The sequence below is a fragment of the Halorubellus salinus genome (assembly GCF_020567525.1).
Taxonomy (GTDB): Archaea; Halobacteriota; Halobacteria; order Halobacteriales; family Natrialbaceae; genus Halorubellus; species Halorubellus salinus.
In genome coordinates, this window is record NZ_JAJCVI010000006.1 from 231883 (window position 1) to 248544 (window position 16662).

At 70.2% G+C, this 16662-nt stretch carries 15 protein-coding genes; 7 read left to right on the plus strand and 8 right to left on the minus strand.

The window, feature by feature from the left end; genetic code table 11:
- Positions 1-261: 261 nt before the first annotated feature.
- On the plus strand, positions 262-2655 hold the full coding sequence (locus LI336_RS17630) for a methyl-accepting chemotaxis protein (RefSeq protein ID WP_227134474.1): 2394 nt from the start codon (positions 262-264) through the stop codon (positions 2653-2655).
- Positions 2648-3919, plus strand: a complete 1272-nt coding sequence (locus LI336_RS17635; protein ID WP_227134475.1) for an ABC transporter substrate-binding protein — start codon at positions 2648-2650, stop codon at positions 3917-3919. The genes LI336_RS17630 and LI336_RS17635 overlap by 8 nt, the downstream gene beginning before the upstream one ends.
- Positions 3920-3962: 43 nt before the next feature.
- On the opposite strand, the gene LI336_RS17640 is transcribed toward LI336_RS17635, so the two are convergent.
- The 3 genes from LI336_RS17640 to LI336_RS17650 all read right to left on the minus strand — a co-directional run bounded on the left by LI336_RS17640 (position 3963) and on the right by LI336_RS17650 (position 6009).
- Positions 3963-4361, minus strand: a complete 399-nt coding sequence (locus LI336_RS17640; RefSeq protein ID WP_227134476.1) for a CopG family ribbon-helix-helix protein — start codon at positions 4359-4361, stop codon at positions 3963-3965.
- Between the two features lie 33 nt (positions 4362-4394).
- A complete protein-coding gene (locus LI336_RS17645; RefSeq protein ID WP_227134477.1) occupies positions 4395-5129 on the minus strand; it encodes a carbonic anhydrase in 735 nt (244 codons plus the stop codon).
- A 70-nt stretch (positions 5130-5199) separates the two neighbouring features.
- Positions 5200-6009: a nuclear transport factor 2 family protein gene (locus LI336_RS17650; RefSeq protein WP_227134478.1), complete on the minus strand. Its 810-nt coding sequence runs from the start codon at positions 6007-6009 to the stop codon at positions 5200-5202.
- Between the two features lie 162 nt (positions 6010-6171).
- On the opposite strand from LI336_RS17650, the gene LI336_RS17655 reads away from it, so the two are divergent.
- The gene (locus tag LI336_RS17655) at positions 6172-7176 is read left to right on the plus strand and encodes a phosphotransferase family protein (RefSeq protein ID WP_227134479.1); all 1005 of its coding nucleotides are present in this window, start codon (positions 6172-6174) and stop codon (positions 7174-7176) included.
- 116 nt (positions 7177-7292) lie between these two features.
- Positions 7293-8441 carry a CNNM domain-containing protein gene (locus tag LI336_RS17660; protein ID WP_227134480.1) on the plus strand — a complete coding sequence of 383 codons (1149 nt, stop codon included), beginning with the start codon at positions 7293-7295 and terminating at the stop codon, positions 8439-8441.
- 44 nt (positions 8442-8485) lie between these two features.
- Here the strand turns inward: LI336_RS17660 and LI336_RS17665 are convergent, their stop codons facing one another.
- A complete protein-coding gene (locus LI336_RS17665; RefSeq protein ID WP_227134481.1) occupies positions 8486-9148 on the minus strand; it encodes a hypothetical protein in 663 nt (220 codons plus the stop codon).
- A gap of 240 nt (positions 9149-9388) precedes the next feature.
- Between LI336_RS17665 and LI336_RS17670 the strand changes: the two genes are divergently transcribed.
- Positions 9389-9565, plus strand: a complete 177-nt coding sequence (locus tag LI336_RS17670) for a hypothetical protein (protein ID WP_227134482.1) — start codon at positions 9389-9391, stop codon at positions 9563-9565.
- Positions 9566-10038: 473 nt separating this feature from the next.
- Here the strand turns inward: LI336_RS17670 and LI336_RS17675 are convergent, their stop codons facing one another.
- The 3 genes from LI336_RS17675 to LI336_RS17685 form a co-directional block, all read right to left on the minus strand.
- On the minus strand, positions 10039-11007 hold the full coding sequence (locus LI336_RS17675) for a DUF7282 domain-containing protein (protein ID WP_227134483.1): 969 nt from the start codon (positions 11005-11007) through the stop codon (positions 10039-10041).
- Between the two features lie 99 nt (positions 11008-11106).
- On the minus strand, positions 11107-12186 hold the full coding sequence (locus LI336_RS17680; RefSeq protein WP_227134484.1) for a DUF7350 domain-containing protein: 1080 nt from the start codon (positions 12184-12186) through the stop codon (positions 11107-11109).
- A 122-nt stretch (positions 12187-12308) separates the two neighbouring features.
- Positions 12309-13772, minus strand: coding sequence for a hypothetical protein (locus LI336_RS17685; RefSeq protein WP_227134485.1), 1464 nt, complete (start codon positions 13770-13772; stop codon positions 12309-12311).
- 103 nt (positions 13773-13875) lie between these two features.
- Between LI336_RS17685 and LI336_RS17690 the strand changes: the two genes are divergently transcribed.
- The gene (locus tag LI336_RS17690) at positions 13876-15111 is read left to right on the plus strand and encodes an outer membrane protein assembly factor BamB family protein (protein WP_227134486.1); all 1236 of its coding nucleotides are present in this window, start codon (positions 13876-13878) and stop codon (positions 15109-15111) included.
- 9 nt (positions 15112-15120) lie between these two features.
- Here the strand turns inward: LI336_RS17690 and LI336_RS17695 are convergent, their stop codons facing one another.
- Positions 15121-15792, minus strand: a complete 672-nt coding sequence (locus LI336_RS17695; RefSeq protein ID WP_227134487.1) for a DUF6663 family protein — start codon at positions 15790-15792, stop codon at positions 15121-15123.
- A 144-nt stretch (positions 15793-15936) separates the two neighbouring features.
- Between LI336_RS17695 and udk the strand changes: the two genes are divergently transcribed.
- The gene (gene udk / locus LI336_RS17700) at positions 15937-16662 is read left to right on the plus strand and encodes a uridine kinase (RefSeq protein ID WP_227134488.1); all 726 of its coding nucleotides are present in this window, start codon (positions 15937-15939) and stop codon (positions 16660-16662) included.

Below are 16662 nucleotides of genomic sequence, written 5' to 3' on the forward strand. Positions count from 1 at the left end.
TCGGGTGATGGTGACGGCGGGTTCCGGTCGACTCGCAACCGGAGGTGCGGTCTTCAGGGGGGTCGAGCATGGATTCCAGTTCCCGGAAGGAAGTGCAGTGGCGGGAGCGCCGCCACCAGTCGACCGAAAGTGCCGAGCCTGCCGTCGAGTGGCGTTTCGGGCGCTCTCGCTGATGAACTTTCTTTCAACGGCTTGGAGTTTTGTGTCACCGCCTCCCATGGTACCCCCGGTACTTTGGTCGAACTCGACAGTGAACCGGGCATGCCAGGGATACGGGGGTTGGTACCGAACGCCATCAGGCGGAACTACGCGGTGAAGTTCGGCATCGCATTGCTCGTCCTCGGCCTGTCGGTGGGGCTAGTGGGGTTCGTCGGAACGGCACTCATCCAGGAGGACGTCGAGCAGCGCACCGACGAGGACTACGCCACGCTCGCGGCCCAGGAGGCCGAGAAGCTCGAGACGTGGAACGACAACAACGAACTGACGGTGGACATGCTCTCGCGGTCCGCGCCCGTCGCGAGCGGCGACGAGGAGCGCATCCAGTCCGCGATATCGAGCCGGCTGCTCGAGCTACCAGTGGGCGCGCAAGCCATCCACTACGTGAACGTCTCCAGCGGGGAGGTCGTCGCGAGCACGACCGATGACGCCGTCGGCCGCGACCTCTCGAGCATCGGCGAACCGTGGACGGAGACGGCAGCAGACCCGGCGCCGAGCGTCACGGTGTCCGAACCGTACGAGCGCACGCTCGGGGACGTCGCGCTCCCGCTGGTCGCGTACACGAAGCAAGTGCACGAGGACTCGGACCACGCGATCGTCTACACGGTCAACATGCACGCGTACGCCGTGAACCTCCAGAGTACGACGCGTAGCGGCGTGACGATGGTCGTCGACGGGAACGACCGCGTGATGGCCGACGAGTACAACGGCGAACTACTCGCGAGCTACGACGACGCCGGGCCGCTCGCGGCGGCGCGTAGCGGCGGGCCGACGAACCCCGGGACGACGACCGTCAGGACGGCGGGACTCCTCGGCAGCCAGTCGTACCCGCTCCCGACGAGCGAGCGCGCGGTCGTCGGGTTCGCGCAGGTCCGGAACACCGACTGGGTCGTGCTCGTCCACACGCCCGAATCGGCGGCGTACGGGTTCGTGCAGCGCGTTCGGGACTACGGCGCCGCGGCGACGCTCGTCGGCGTCCTCCTCGTCGGGCTCGTCGGCGCGGTCCTCGGTCGGAACACCGCGGTCGCCATCGACCGGCTCACCGCGAAGACCGAGGCGATGGAGGACGGCGACCTCGACGTCGACCTGTCGACGCGACGCATCGACAACATCGGCCGGCTCTACGACGGCTTCGACAACATGCGGGAGTCGCTCAAGACGACGCTGACGGAGGCGGAGACCGCGCGGGAGAACGCGGAGGCGGCGCGCGAACGCACGGAGCGCGTGAACGAGCACCTCGAGGCGAAGGCGGCGGAGTACGGTCGCGTCATGGAGTCGGTCGCCGACGGCGACCTCACCGAGCGCATGGACGCGGACGCCGACAACGAGGCGATGGCGGACATCGCGGCGGCGTTCAACGAGATGATCGTCGACCTGGAGCGGACGACCGCGGAGGTGAAGGCGTTCGCGGAGGACGTCGCGACCGCGAGCGAGGAGGTGACGGCTTCCAGCGAGGAGGTCCGCTCTGCGAGCCAGCAGGTCACGGAGTCCATCCAGGAGATCAGTGACGGGACGGACCGCCAGAGCGAGAGTCTGCAGGTGATGAACCAGGAGATGAACGACCTGTCGACGACGACCGAGGAGATCGCGGCGTCCTCGAACGAGGTCGCGGACGTCGCCGAGCGGACGGCCGAAGCGGGCAAGCAGGGTCGCGAGGCCGCGCAGGAAGCCATCGAGGGGATGGAGGCGATCGAGACGGAATCCGACGAGGCGGTCGCGGAGATCGAGCGGCTCGAGGACGAGATCGCGAAGGTCGACGACCTCCTCGGGTTCATCCAGGACGTCGCGAAGGAGACGAACATGCTGGCGTTGAACGCGAACATCGAGGCGTCCCGCGGGGGCGCCGAGGCGGGTGGCGACGACGCTGGTGGGTTCGCGGTCGTCGCGCAGGAGGTCAAGCAGCTCGCGGCGGACACGAAGGACGCGGCGGAGGACATCGAGGCGCGCCTCGACAGCATCCAGGCGCAGACGGGCAGTGCGGTCGAGACCGTGCACGGGACGCGAGAGCGGGTCGCGGCGAACAAGGACGCTGTCGCGGAGGCCGTCGGCGCGCTGGAGGACATCGCGGACTACACGGAGGAGACGAACGTCGGCGTGCAGGAGATCTCGGCGGCGAGCCAGCAGCAGGCGGCGTCGACGGACCAGGCGGTCGCGATGGTCGACGACGTGGCGTCCATCGGCGAGGAGACGAGCGCGGAGGCGGAGAACGTCGCGGCGGCGGCCGAGGAGCAGACGACGGCGCTGACGGAGGTCAGTCAGTCCGCGAGCACGCTCGCGGAGCAGGCCGGGCAGCTGTCCGCGGCACTCGACCAGTTCGAGACGGCCGCGGACGCGGACGGCCCCTCGGACGGGGCGGTGGCACTCGACGCCGGCGACGCGCCGACGTCCGGACCGCCGGACGATTCCGTCGGCGACGTCGGAGGTGGTCGCGATGCGTGACCGGTCCGTGCGGTCCGGGACGCGGACGCGTCGCGGGTTCCTCGCGCTCGCCGGCACGGGCGCGCTCGGCGCCACCGCCGGTTGTCTCGACCTCGGCGGCGTCCGGAACGCGATAACGGGCGGGTCGGGCGGTCGCGAGGAGTACACGGTCGGGATGATACAGTCCGAGTCCGGGTCGCTCGCGGCGTTCGGCCGGCGGAACGAGCGTGGCCTCCGGAACGCGCTCACCGCGATCAACGCGGTCGGTATCGGCGAGGGGTCGGACCCGCTCGTCGTCGAACTGGAGAACGACGACAGCACGGTCGCGGGCGGCGTGGACGCGGCCGAACGGCTCGTCAGCCAGGTCGAGGTGCCGCTGCTCGTCGGGAGCATCGGGAGCGGCGTCACGCAGGCCATCCACGAGGACGTCGTCGCGGAGAGCGACGTCGTCCAGGTCAGTCAGCACTCGACGAGCGCCGCGCTCTCGGAGCTCTCCGCGCTCAATCGGACGGCGCCCAGCGGGACCGCGCTCGGTGCGGCGCTCGCGAACCTCGTCGCGGACGGCGACTACGAGAGCGTCGCGGTGACCGCCATCGAGAACGGGTACGGCGACTCGCTGTCGGCCGTCTTCAAGTCCGCGTACGGCGGCGAGATCGCGTACGAGGGCACGCACCCGCAGGGCGGCGAGTCGTTCGTGGACGAACTCGAAGCGATGCGGTCGTCGGGCGCGGACGCGTGGCTGTTCGTGACGTACGGCAGCGAGTTCGCGACGATGGTGACCGAGGCGTACGAGCGCGGCTACCACACCGAGGTGGATTACTTCGGTGCGGAGAGCACGCTCGCGGAGAGCGTGCTCGCGAACACGCCCGAGGGCAGCCAGGAGTCCCTGGTCGGCGTCACGCAGAGCGCGCCCGTCGAGCAGGAGAGCTACCAGCGCTTTAGCGACGAGTTCCGCTCCATCTGGGGGCAGGACCCGTCCGTGTGGGCGGCGTACAGCTACGACGCGGTGACGCTCGCCGCCATCGCCATCGAAGCCGCGGAGTCGTTCACGGGACCGGCGATATCGGACGTCGTCCGCGAGGTCACGCGCCCGGAGGGCGAGACGGTGTTCTCGTTCGAGGAGGCGAAACGCGTCCTCCAGGACGGCGGGACGGCGGCGGACGTGAACTACGAGGGCGTCAGCGGTCCGCTCGACCTCGACGAGAACGGCGACCCGCAGGGGTTCTACCAGGTGTTCGAGGTCGAGGACCACCAGTACGAGTTCACGGACTTCATCACCGGCTGACGGCCGCGATACCTCGCGGCACCCGGTTCGCGCATCGGGCCGGTCAGTGCTCGTCGCCGTCGCGGATGACCATCACCTTCACGCGCCTGACGGCGTCGAAGTCCCGGAGCGCGTAGACGAGGTCGCGGACGCGCTCGGCGTCGCCGCGGCAGTACAGCGACTCCAGGCACCACTCGCCCTGATGCGTGTGACTCGTGTTCAGGATGACGTCCTGGTACTCGTGCTGGACGCCGTGGAGCTCGCGGATGACGTCGTGATGCCGGTAGTCGAACCCGACGAGTGCGACGACCTCGCCCGTCGTCGCCTCCAGGCGCGAGTGCGATTCCACGTACTCGAGCATCGCCTCCCGGACGGCGCGCGACCGGTTCTCGATGCCCTCGTCCTGCCAGACGCGGTCGAACTCCGCGACGACCTCGTCCGGGATGTTGAAACTCGTCCGCATTCGTGTCCCCTCCCGGGCGCGCCTACTCAAAGGTTAGTACGCGAACCGGCGCGTGACGCGGTCGGCGAGGTCGGGGTTGGCGTCGCGGATACTGTCCGGGTCGTGGTCGCCGTCGACGTTCACGACGTGGACCTCGCCGCGAGCGCCGCCGTAGACGTCCTGGAAGTCGTAGACGGCGCCGACGACGTCGACGTCGTCCGGGACGTCCGCGCTGTCGCGGAGCGCCTCGACCTGGCGGTCGACGTTGTACTCGACGAGGTGGTTGACGGCGTCCGCGTGCGTGAGTCCGTCCGGGAGTTCGTCGACGCCGGGTTCGACGCGCGGGCGGAGGAGGTCGATGCACCGCCGGACGCCCGCCGGGTGCGCGTCCGCCGGGACGGGCTCGGGGCCGGCCGTCGCCGCACCGCCCGCGTCGACGCGGTCCGCGCGCACGGCGTCGTACGTCGCCGTCACGGCCCCGCAACCGGTGTGGCCGACGACGACCGCGGTCTTCGTGTCGGTGTACGCGAGCGGGTAGAGGACGTCTCCGGCGACGACGGTCTCGCCGGCGTCCGTGCGCTGGACGACGCGGTTCCCGATGTTCCCGACGGTGAACACGCGCCCCGGCTCGTCGTTCCCCCAGAGGTCGTCCTGGAGGACGCGGCTGTCAGAACAGCAGACCGAGACGGCGTCGGGGTACTGTGCATTCTGGAGGTCGTCGAACCGCCCGGCGTACGCGTCCGCGTGCGCCCGGTTGCCGTCGAGGAGGTCGACTATCGTCCGCGTCATGAGGCTATCATCGAACGCCAGTACGTATTACCCCCGGTTCGCGGTGGACGTTGCGTCGACGTCTACAGCCTCAAGCCGAGAGCGGGTACTCGAGTTCGAGCTGTTGGATGAGGTCCGCCATCGACGCGACGGACGCCATCTCGACGACCGCGCCGTCCTCGATGCGTCGCATGTGGAAGCCGTTCACGGCGATCTCCGTCCCCGTCGGTTCGATACCGCGGAACTCGCCGTCGTGCGTGCCGTGGAACGTGAAGTACTGCATGACGACGTCGTCCTGGGCGACGGTCGCGTGCACCTCGATCTCGAGGTCGGGGAACGCGTCGAGCCAGTCGCGGTAGACGGTCTTGACGTCGTCGCGCGACCCGACCGGGTCGTCGTCGCCCGCGCGGATCATGTGGACGACGACGTCCTCGGCGTACGCCTCGTCGACGAAGTCGAGGTCGTGCTCGCCGACGACCGCGGCGTTCTCCGCGGTCATGAGGTCGGTCGCCGCCGCCTCCGGCCCCATGAACGGCTCGAGCTTCCGCGAGTCCGGGTACCCGCGGAACCTGACGATTTCGCCGTCGCTGAGATCGAACCGATGCACCAGTTCTATCTCGTGGGTCGCACCGTCGGCCGCCGTGACGTCGAACGAGCCGAACGCGACGACGGTGTCGCCGGCGTCGAGGTACTCGTCGACGTCGATGACGTACGTTCGGTCGTCGCCCTCCAGGAACGACGCCTCGACGACCGCGTCGGGGCCGTGGACGGTCCCGAACGCGTTCGTCCACTCGACGTCGTCCGCGAGGAACTCGCGAGCCCTGTCGTGGTCGCCGTCGTTGTACGCACGATATAGTTCGGAGACGATGCCGACGTTGCCTTTGGACTGTGACTCGCTCATTTTGTGCACCAACGTTCATGTAGGACTTGCAGGGGCTTAGAGACAGCCTGCCAGTTGCTATCCGGTTACTCCCGGGTCGAGCCGTCGACGACCGAACTGCTGTGGGACAGGTACGCATACGACCCCAAGTGCTTTCGAGCGGTCGGCCGTTCATCGTGAACGATGCCCGACACCGATGTCCCTCCCGCAGTCCGGTCGGTGCTCGCGGACGCGTTCCCCGAACGCGAGGTGGTGGCCGCCGGCGACGCCGGCCCGTCGTGGAACGACGGCAATCGAACGGTGGGCGTCGAGTTCGCCGACGGCGAGCGCGCGTACTGCAAGGTCGCCATGGACGGCGACCCGTCGAGAGCCGCCCGCGAGTGCAGCGCACTCGCGTACGTCGACGCGAACGCCACCGTCCCGGTACCGGCAGTGCTCGCGAGCGCGACCGACGACGCGGCCGACCCGCCGTACGTCGTCACCGCCGACGTCGACGGCACCATCGGGTGGCGCGCGTGGCGCGACGCCGACGACGACGACCGCGCCGCACTCGCTCGCGCCGTCGGGAAGGCGTTCGCAGCCGTCCACGCCTGCCGGTTCGACCACCACGGCCGCGTCGTCGGCGGCGACGCCACCGGACTCGACGTCGACCCGACGCCGTGGCCGGACCTGCTCGCCGACCAGATACGGTGGTCGCGCGACCGCGCCGACGGCGGCCGGTTCGACGACCACTACGACGACGTGCTCGCGCTCGTCGACGACGAACGCGACGCGCTCCGGGACGCCCCCGCAGCGCTCTGCCACGGCGACCCAGCCCGCCCGAACCAGTTCGTGCGAGACCCTCCAGCCGAACCCACCCCGACCGTCGGCCTCCTGGACTGGGAGCTCGCGCACGTCGGCGACCCCGTCCGTGAACTCCAGCGCGCACGACGCCAGTTCGTCGACTCACGGTACGACCCCGGCACCGAACGCCACGCCCAGGCGTTCTACGACGGCTACCGCGAGCACGCCGGCGGCCTCCCCGATGGCTTCGCGGACCGACGAGCGATCTACGACGCCGTCACGTACCTCGGCGTCACCGGGTTCTTCGAGACGTGGGCCGACGACTTCGACACCCCGAACGACGAGCTCGCCGCCGAGGTCGACGCCGAGATGGAACGCCGGCTTGCAACCGCGCGCGAACGCTGACGCGTCGAGGCGCCGCCGGCCGCGAGGACCGACGGTCGACCCCGGTCGAGGCATTCGGCGGCCAAGGCGACAATGGATAGCGTTTATCCGGCCATGGGGAGTCGCGTCGAACGAGAATGGTCGAGACGACAACGCTGCTACGGCTGTTCGCGGGCGTCGGCCTCCTGCTCGGGAACGGATACTTCGTCACCATCGAGTTCGCGATGACTCGCGTCCGACAGTTCGAGGAGGCCGCCTTCACGGGCTCTCGCGGCCTGGAGCGCGCGTGGGAGATGACCGAACGCCTCGAGATATACCTCTCGGGCTGCCAGCTCGGTATCACCATCTGTAGCGTCGGGCTCGGCATCGCCGCCGAGCCCGCGCTCGCCGCACTCCTGGACCCGGTCGTGTCCGCGGTCCGGCCGGCCATCGAGCCAGCGCTCTCGGGCGTCGGCCTCGGCGGTCTCGTCGGCGGCGGCGGCGGTGGCGAGGGCGGCCACACGTTCCTCGCGGCCGCACTCTCCTACGGCGTCATCAACATCCTCCACCTGACCGTCGGCGAGCAGGCGCCGACGTACCTCGGCATCGAGCGCTCGCGGCAGGTCGCGAAGTACGGCGCACCCATCCTCTACTGGTGGACGAAGGTCTTCGGTCCCATCATCACGTTCGCGGACTGGCTCGCGAAGGCGATGCTCTCGGCGTTCGGCGTCGAGATAACGCGCTCGTGGGCCGAAGAGGAGATAGAGGGCGAGGACGGCGACGGCAGCGAGGGCGGTCGGACGCGCGCGGACCTCATGGGGCGCATGGGTGACGCGCTCTCCGGCGCCGGCCTGCCCGAGGAGCGCCAGCGCGAGGTGATGAACGCGCTCGCCATCGACCGCATCCAGGTCGGCGACATCATGGTCGCTCGCGAGGACGTCGTCGCGGCGTCCACGGCGGCGTCGACCGCGGAGAACTTCGAGGCCATCCGCGGGACGCCGCACACGCGCTTCCCGCTCGTCGGCGAGGACCTCGACGACGTCGAGGGCGTCGTCTACACGCCGTCCTTGCTCGACGAACGACAGGCGCTCGACGCGGGCGAGAAGACGTTCGCCGACGTCGCCGTGGACGCGATGACCGTCCCCGTGGACATGCCGGTGAGCGAGGTCATCGACGCGTTCCAGGCGGAGAACCGGGAGCTCGCCATCGTCGAGGACGACGGCCGTGCGGTCGGCGTCGTCACCGCCACGGACGCGTTCGAGGCCATCGCCGGCGAACTCGAGGATCCGCTGGACGCCGAGGACTGACCGCGGTCGTCCGGTGCGTCCGCAGTCACCGGGGGCGTGCCGGCTCAGTCCAGGAGGACGCGCGCGGGTCGAAGGACGCGACGGACCGGAGCGGTGACGAGACCACGGACGAACGCGACGGTCCCGAGTTCCGAGCGGTCGAGCTCGTATCGGTCGCCGTCGTGGACGACGATACCTTGCTCGGTGCCGACGTCGAGTGCGTCGTCGACGCGCTCGGGGTCGAGGTCGCAGGCGTCGTGGAGTTCCTCGCGCGTCAGTGGGCCGTCCTCGAGTGCGGTCGCGACGCGGTTCGCGTGGTTCAGCGTCTCCATCACGTCGCTCCGGGAGTCGACGTCGTCCAGCGGGTCGGCGGAGTCGTCGCTGCGGGCGTCGGCGGCCGCGTCGGCGAGGAACCACGCGCCGGCGAGGGCGGTGGCGGCGGGCAGCCAGAGTTCGCCGTCGCCGGCGCGAGTGAACGCGACGGCGAGCGCGACGCTCCCGACGAGGACGACAGCACCGACGAGAGTCTTGACGTGGCGGTCCGGGATGGCGTCCGTGTCGGTGGCGGCGCCGACGAGTTCGACCGCTGCGAGCGCGATGCAGACGGCGACGATGCCGTCGACGGTGTAGTCGAGGAACGCGTACAGGACGGCGACGAACGCACCGAGACCGAGGAGGCGGCGTGCGGTGAATCGCTGGCGGGCGCTTCGGTAGAGGGCGTGACGCATACGTTCCGCGTGAGTCCGCGAGGATGAAAAGTTCGACGCCATGCGGGTTCGCCGGTTCGCCTGGTCGCCCACTCTCCGGGCCACGGCGACGTCGGCCCGCGCAGGAACGCCCAGTGAGTTTCTGCCACCCTCGTTGACGTAACTAACGGCCATTTCCATCGGTTATCGAGAAACCCCGAGACGTTTTCTTTCACGTTTCCGAACACTTAATAAGCATGCTACACAGAGGTATGGGTAACGATGCCACAGACCTGCGCGCAGTGTGGGACCGACATCGACGGCGCGGACGTCCGCTACACCGAACATAGCGCCGACGGAACCGACACCTACTGCTCCGTGAACTGCATCGCCGACGTCGACCACGTCGACGAACACGCCGCCAGAACCCGCCTGCTCACCGACGAACTCGAAGCCTGAACTCGCCTGCTCACCGACGAACTCGAAGCCCGAACTCGCCTGCTCACCGACGAACTCGAAGCCCGAACTCGCCTGCTCGCCGACGACCCGAAACCCGAACTCGCACCCAGCGACCTCCCCTCTCGACAGCCACCTCACCTCCCTCCACCACGCTACTCGCTGTCGCTTTCCGCCCCGTTCTCACCAGCCACCACCCCACAGCACAGTGGTCACAGTACCGGCACGACCGCGCGTCAGAAGGGGAACGACGACCGCAGTCGCGAGAGGACACCCCCCCTCTCGGTCCCGGTCGCCCTCGTCCGCCGCGAACGCGTCGAACGCCGGTGGCGTCGGGACGACGTCGGCCTCGGACTCTCGCATCACGACCCGAACGTCCACGACCACAGTATTAAATTCACTCTTCACCATATCGAAAATAGGACGCTGCGGCGGTGTTCGAGGATCTATCGGAACCACCAGAAACCGATGGTTCGTCAGTCGCGACGGCGGCTACCAAGCGCCACGAGCGCGGTCACGACCGCGAGCCCCGCGGCGACCGCGCCGAAACCAGGAGCACCGCCGGAGTCACCGGAACCGGTCGTCGACCCGTCCGTGGCGGTCGCCGTCGACCCCGCGGACGTCGTCGGTGCGGGCGCGGTCGTTCCCGTCGCCGTCACGACGATGGACGTCGTCCTGCTCGCGTTCGCGACCTTCGTCACGCCGAACGTGGACGCGACCGGCGTGCCACCGACGGTCACCCGACGGTCCGCGCTCGCATCGAACTCGCCGTCGCCGTCGTCGTGGTAGACGACCGCCGTCAACTCGGCCGACTCGTTGCGGGCCAGCGACTCGTAGAACGACGAGTCCAGTGGGACGGAGACGTTCGCGTTCGTCCCCGACGAGACCGGCGCGGACCCGACGACCGTCCCGTTCTCGTCCTCGAGCGCGACGAACCCCGAGCGGTTCGACTCCACGCGCATCACGGTCGCGGACGCGTCGTCGATGCGCTGACTCCCGAAGTCGCGCGCGACGACGTTCACGTTCCCGTCGTCGTTCACGTAGATGGGGACGACCGAGCCCGCGACGCGCCCCTGGAGGCCGGTGAGCGCGGTGTCCTGGTTCGGTTCGAACTCGCCGTCGCCGTCGGTCCGATGGAGCGTGACCCAGACCTTCGCGACGCCGTCGACCTGCGAGAGGAACTCCTGGTCCACGTCGATCTCGTAGTTCTCGTCGGGACCCGCGGTAAGCGCGACGTGGCCGATGGGCTGACCCATCTGACCCCCCTTGTCGATGTGGACGACCGCGTACCCGTCCTGGAGCATGAACGACCGTTCGACGACGACGTGGTCGTCGACGACCTGTGCGTCCGCCGTCAGGTGGTTGCCGTGGCCGGCGACGGGGAGCGCGGCGAGGGCGGCGAGGACCACGAGGCAGGCGAGGACCGGAACGAGGTACCGACGCATGTGCATGAGTGGTGGTTGGAATCTTTAGTGTTTGTCGGGAGCGAACGCGTGAACGAAACCCGCAACGAGGCCGCCGCAGGTTCCGCGAGCGACCTGCCCTCAGACGGTGAACGACCGCGCGGGGAGCTGGCGGAACGCGCGCTCGTAGCCCTCGTGGCGCGCGACCTGCGAGGGCGTGGTCGCGCGCACGACGACCTCGTCGCCGGTCTCGAGGCCGTCGACCGCGGCGCCGTAGTGGTACCCGATCTCGCCGTCGACGACGGGCGCGAGCCGGTCGTCGAACACCGTCTCGCCGTCCCGGGTCACCGTCGCCTCGAGTCCCATCATCGGGACGACGTAGCCGTTGTAGCGGGTGCGCGCGGAGACGTACAGGTAGTCGCTTCCGTCGACGAACCGGCCGCCGCCGTCGACGTGAGCGGTGACGAGGTTCGCGCCGTCCGCGAGCTTCGACCCGGCGACGCTCCCGGGGAGCGCGTCCGCCGCGGGGAGTTCGCCCATCGGCGCCTCCATCGTCCCCATCGGCTTCACCGCGCCGGGCTTCCCGCCCGCGTCGACGTCGCGCACGCTGAACTCGCCGGCGACCGACTCCGTCCACTCGAACGGGATCTCGATGCTCGCGCTCCCGTCGTACTTCCCTTCGAGCGCGCCGACGCCCCGCGTCGACCCGAGACCTTCGAAGTTCACGCGCGCGACGTACTCGCCGAAGTCCGGCATCTCGAAGTTCGCGCCGTAGTGGAAGCCCATGCGCTGGGAGAGCATCGGGTACGTGACCTCTTGCGTGACCGTCTCGCCGTGCTTGACGACCTCGGTGTTCACGCTAGACGGCAGCACCTGGTTCGTCTCCGCGTCGAACACGGACGCCATCATGTGGAAGCTGTCCGCGTCCGTCATCGCGGTCTTCTTGACGCTCGTCCCGTTGACGTTCCAGAAGTTGTGCGGGATGGAGAGCATGAGCATCGCGCGGAGGTCGCCGGCCTTCCCCATCCCAGACATGACCATCTGGTCCATGAACGTCTGGACGTAGACCCCCGACGGGCCGTCTGGGGTCGTGGTCGTCGGTTCGGCGGTGTCGGTCGGGTCGCTGTCGGTCTCGGTCCCGCCGTCGCCCTGATTCAGGCAGCCGGCGAGGCCGACGCCAGCAGCAGCGGGGAGGGACTGGAGGAGGCGGCGTCGTTGCATGCACGCACCTAGACGGATGTAAAGAAAAACGATTGTGGTTCACGCCTCGAACTGCCGGCTCTCGCCGCCGACCCCGGTGTCGCCGCCGACGCGAGTCTCGCCGCGGTCAGTGTCGCGTCGAGTCACGGTGCGGCGAGCACGTAGAGCGAGGCGACGGTGTACGCGATCATGAGCACGGCGAGTGGGGCGTGCCCGCGACGGGCGCGGCGAGCGTCGGGGAAGACGCGCTCGGTGGCGAGGTGCGCGGCGACGACGGCGACGAGGTGCCCGCCGACGACGAGCGCGACCTGCGTCGTCCACACGACGACCGGCGCGAGCGCACTCCCCGGGTCGAGCGCGAGCGTGACGCCGACCGCGTCCGTCGCGCGTTCCAGGAGCCGGGTGGCGTTCACGAGCACGTACGGGTAGTTGTGCGCGACGTCGTACGCGACCGCGATGGGGAGCAGCGTCGCGGCGAGGTATCGGAGCACGCGCTCGGCGTCGACACTCCCGGTTCCGGCGGGCGGAGCGGTCGGCCGGCCGCCGTCGGCGCTCGCTGGCGTCCCGGCGGCGACCGAGACGGCGCGACGGACGAGGACGGCGCCCGAGAGGAACGCCGCGAGGAACCCGACGTAGATGGCCAGGCCGGCGTACGCGCCGACGAGACCGCCGAGCGTGGCGAGCGCCCGCGCGGCGGCGGTGGTCTCGACGGCACCGTCGAACGTCACGGTCGCCGCGGCGACGACGACGAACGCGGCGGTCGCGACGTCCGCGAGCGGGCGCGCGCTCCCGACCCACGGCGGGCGGAGGAAGCCGACGACGCGCTCCCGCTGCGCGTCGGTCCCGTCCGCCCCGCCGGCCCCTCGGTCGGGTTCGCGCTCGAAGGCGACGGGGGAGACGCGGCCGGCGAGCCGGTAGAGCACCGCGAAGGCGTCGGCGCGGTCGAGTGCCTCGCGGCCGAACGCGAGCGCCAGGGCGAGCATCGCGAACGCGTACGCGGCCAGGAGGACGACCGTGAGGCGGCCGTCGTCGGGGACGACGGTGAGGTTCTCGGCGACGCCGACGATGCCGACGAGGCCGACGACCGCCGGCCACGACCCGAGGCGCTCGGGGTACTCGCGCACACCCAGTTCTCGGCCCTCCAGTGCGGCGAGCGCGTCGTACGCGGCGTGCCACGGCGAGAGGAGTCGCCACGGGGAGCCGACGACGGCGGCGACGACGAGCGACCCCTTGAACAGTATCGGCCAGACGAGTACCTCGGCGAACGTCACGGCGGCACGGCTCGTGAGCCCGGAGACGACCGCGGCCGCGACCGCGACCACTGCGAGCACGCGCACCGAGACGGTGAACGCGCGGACGACGCGTGCGTCGAGCGACCCGACGCGGACGCGTCCCGTCGGCGGGTCCGGGCCGACGGCGAGCCCGACGGCGGTCCCGCCGACCGCGAGCGCCGCACCCGCGACGAGCGCGACGAACGGCACGGGCGGCGTCTCCACCGTCGTCCCGTGCGCGCTCGCCACGCCCGCGACCGTCGCGACGGCCGCGAGCGCCACGGTCGCCGCTGCCAGCGCCCGCTTCCAGCGTCGACGCGAACCCGGTCCCTGCATCGGTCGAGTGTCCGACAGCGCGGTACAAGTGCCCCGTGGTTCGTCCGTCGAATCGAACGGGCGAGAGCGGGTGCTTATCCCCCTCCACCTCGGATGCGTGCGTATGCGAGCGGTCACCGTCGTCGCGGTCGCGGTCGTCCTCGCGAGCCTCGCGGGCGCCGTCCTCCTGGGTGCGACCGGCGCGCTCGTCGACCAGGGAGGGAGCGACCTGTCGACGACGTGGACGAGCGATTCCGCGATACCCTCGGACAACAACCACCACGAGGTCGCGGTCGGTACCGTCGGTGGCGAAGCCCGCGTGTTCGTGCCGGTCTCCTCGACGCGAGCGGTGGACGCGTGCGCACTCGCCGCGTTCGACGCCGACGACGGCGGCGAGGCGTGGCGCGACAGCGTACCGAGCGCGAACTGCACGGTGCACGCGGTCGCGGACGTCGCGGTCGCGGACTACGACCGCGACGACACCACGGAGGTGCTCGCGACCACGACCGAGCAGGTCGTCCGCGCGTACGCGCCCGGCGGCGACGTCGAGCGCGAATGGAATCTCTCGGCGTACGGGTACACGAAACCCGTCGTCGCGAACGTCACGGGCGACGCCGCGCCCGAGGTCGTCGTCGTCGACTCCCGCGGCCTCGTCCAGGTCCTCGACGCGGACGGTGGCGTGGCGTGGCGCGACGACCGCGACGGCTACGTCTGGGGGTCGCCGGTCGTCGACGACGTCGACGGCGACGGCGCGGTCGAGGTCGTCGTCGCCGACAGCACGGGCGCGATGACCGCGTACACCGCCACTGGCGGCGTCGACTGGAACGTCTCCCTCGACGGCGAGGCGGTGACGTGGCTCGGGCACGGCGACGCCGACGCCGACGGCGTCATCGAGTTCTACGCCGGCACCCCGACCGGGTTCGTGTTCGCCGTCGACGGCACCGGCGAGCGCGCGTGGACGACCACGCGGAGCGACCTCACCGCCACGAACGCCGTCCTCAGAGACGACGCCGGCGGCGGGGCGTTCGTCGCGAGCGACGACGGCACCGTCGCGCGCCTCGACGCCGAGTCCGGCGACGTCGTCTGGGAGACCACGGTCGCGAGCGACGCCGTCCAGATGATGCCCCCGCCAGTCGCGGGTGACGTCGACGGCGACGGCGACAGCGAACTCGTCGTCGCCGCGCACGACGGGACCGTCGCCGTCCTCGACCCCGCGACCGGCCGCACCATCGCAACCGTCACGCACGACGACCGCGTGTTCGCCGCGCCCGTCCTCGCCGACGTCGACGGCGACGACCGGGTCGAGGCGTTCGTCATCTACGCCGACGGCACCGTCCGCCGGTTCGACTACGACGACTGACGCCGACCGCTACGCGACGTCGTACGTGTCTCTGACCGTGGACGCGAGCATGCCGTCGCGGTCGAGCGCGACGTACACGACGACGCAGCGCTCGTCGACGGGGTCGAGCACGAACGCCTCGCGCGCGCCGCCGTCGCGGTCGCCGGCGTCGACGCGCGCCAACAGTGGGTCGAGCGGTCGCGCGCCCGTCCGGAACTCCTCGAAGAGGTCCCGTTGCCCGGACTGCTCTGCGAACGTGTACAGCGCGCCATTCTCCGCGCCGTCCGTGTTCCGCGTCACGCGCGAGTTCACGCCCTCGCCGCGGCGCTTCGCGTCCGCCCACGTCTCCCGCGCCGCCTCGAACAACCCCGTGACGTCGCGCGCGAACGAGAACCTGGTGTCGCGAACGACCTCCAGTGCGGCGATCGTCGGCGGCTCGGTCTGCCAGTCCAACGCCGCGGACACGACCATCCCAGGGTGCAGGTCCGCGACGCCGTCGGCGTCGTGCCCATCAGCGGCGATCGCCGTCACCTCGTACGCGCCCGGTTCGTCCGTCGTCGGGTCCGCCGGCACGCGAACGAACGCGAGCGAACCGCCACGCCGAGAGCTCTCGTACACGCGGAACGTCTCCATCTCCTCCGGTACGCCCGAAAGTTCGTCGTCTTCGTCCGAGACGCCCGGTAGTTCGTCGTCTGCCGTCACGCCCGGCACTCGGCGCGCCACACGGGTAAGCGTCGCGGGTCGGCGCGAAGCGTCGCGGGTCGACACCCACGACACCGTCACCGCGGACGGTGCGACGGCAGAAGGCCACGTTCAAGACCCTACCCGCCCGTTCATCGAGCAGAGATGACCATCCCCTCGTTCGTCATCGGCATCGCGGGCGGCACGGGCGCGGGCAAGACCACCGTCGCTCGCGAGGTCGCCGATTCCGTCGGCGAAGCCGTGACGCGCGTCCCCATCGACAACTACTATCACGACCTCTCGCACCTGGAGATGGACGAGCGCGAGGACGTGAACTACGACCACCCCGACGCGTTCGAGTGGGACCTCCTCATGCAGCACCTCGACGCCCTCCTCATGGGCCAGTCCATCGAGATGCCCCAGTACGACTTCACCCTCCACAACCGGAAGGACGAGACCGTGCACGTCGAACCGTCGGACGTCATCGTCGTCGAAGGCATCTTCGCGCTCTACGACGACGCCGTCACCGACCGCTGCGACCTCAAGGTCTACGTCGAAACCGACGCGGACGTCCGCATCCTCCGACGCATCCGCCGGGACGTCATCGAACGCGACCGCGGGCTCGAGGGCGTCATCGACCAGTACCTCGGCACGGTCAAACCGATGCACGAGCAGTTCGTCGCCCCCACGAAGAAGCACGCCGACATCATCATCCCCGAGGGCGCGAACCAGACCGCGGTGAACCTCCTCACGGAGAAGGTCGAGGTCGAACGCAGCGGCGTCGCCCAACGCCTCGCGAGCGAATGGGAGCGCAAGCCCGTCGAGGTCGCGGACGCCGACGGCGACCGCACGACCGTCACGCCCTCCGCGGACGAGGACGGCGAGGACTGA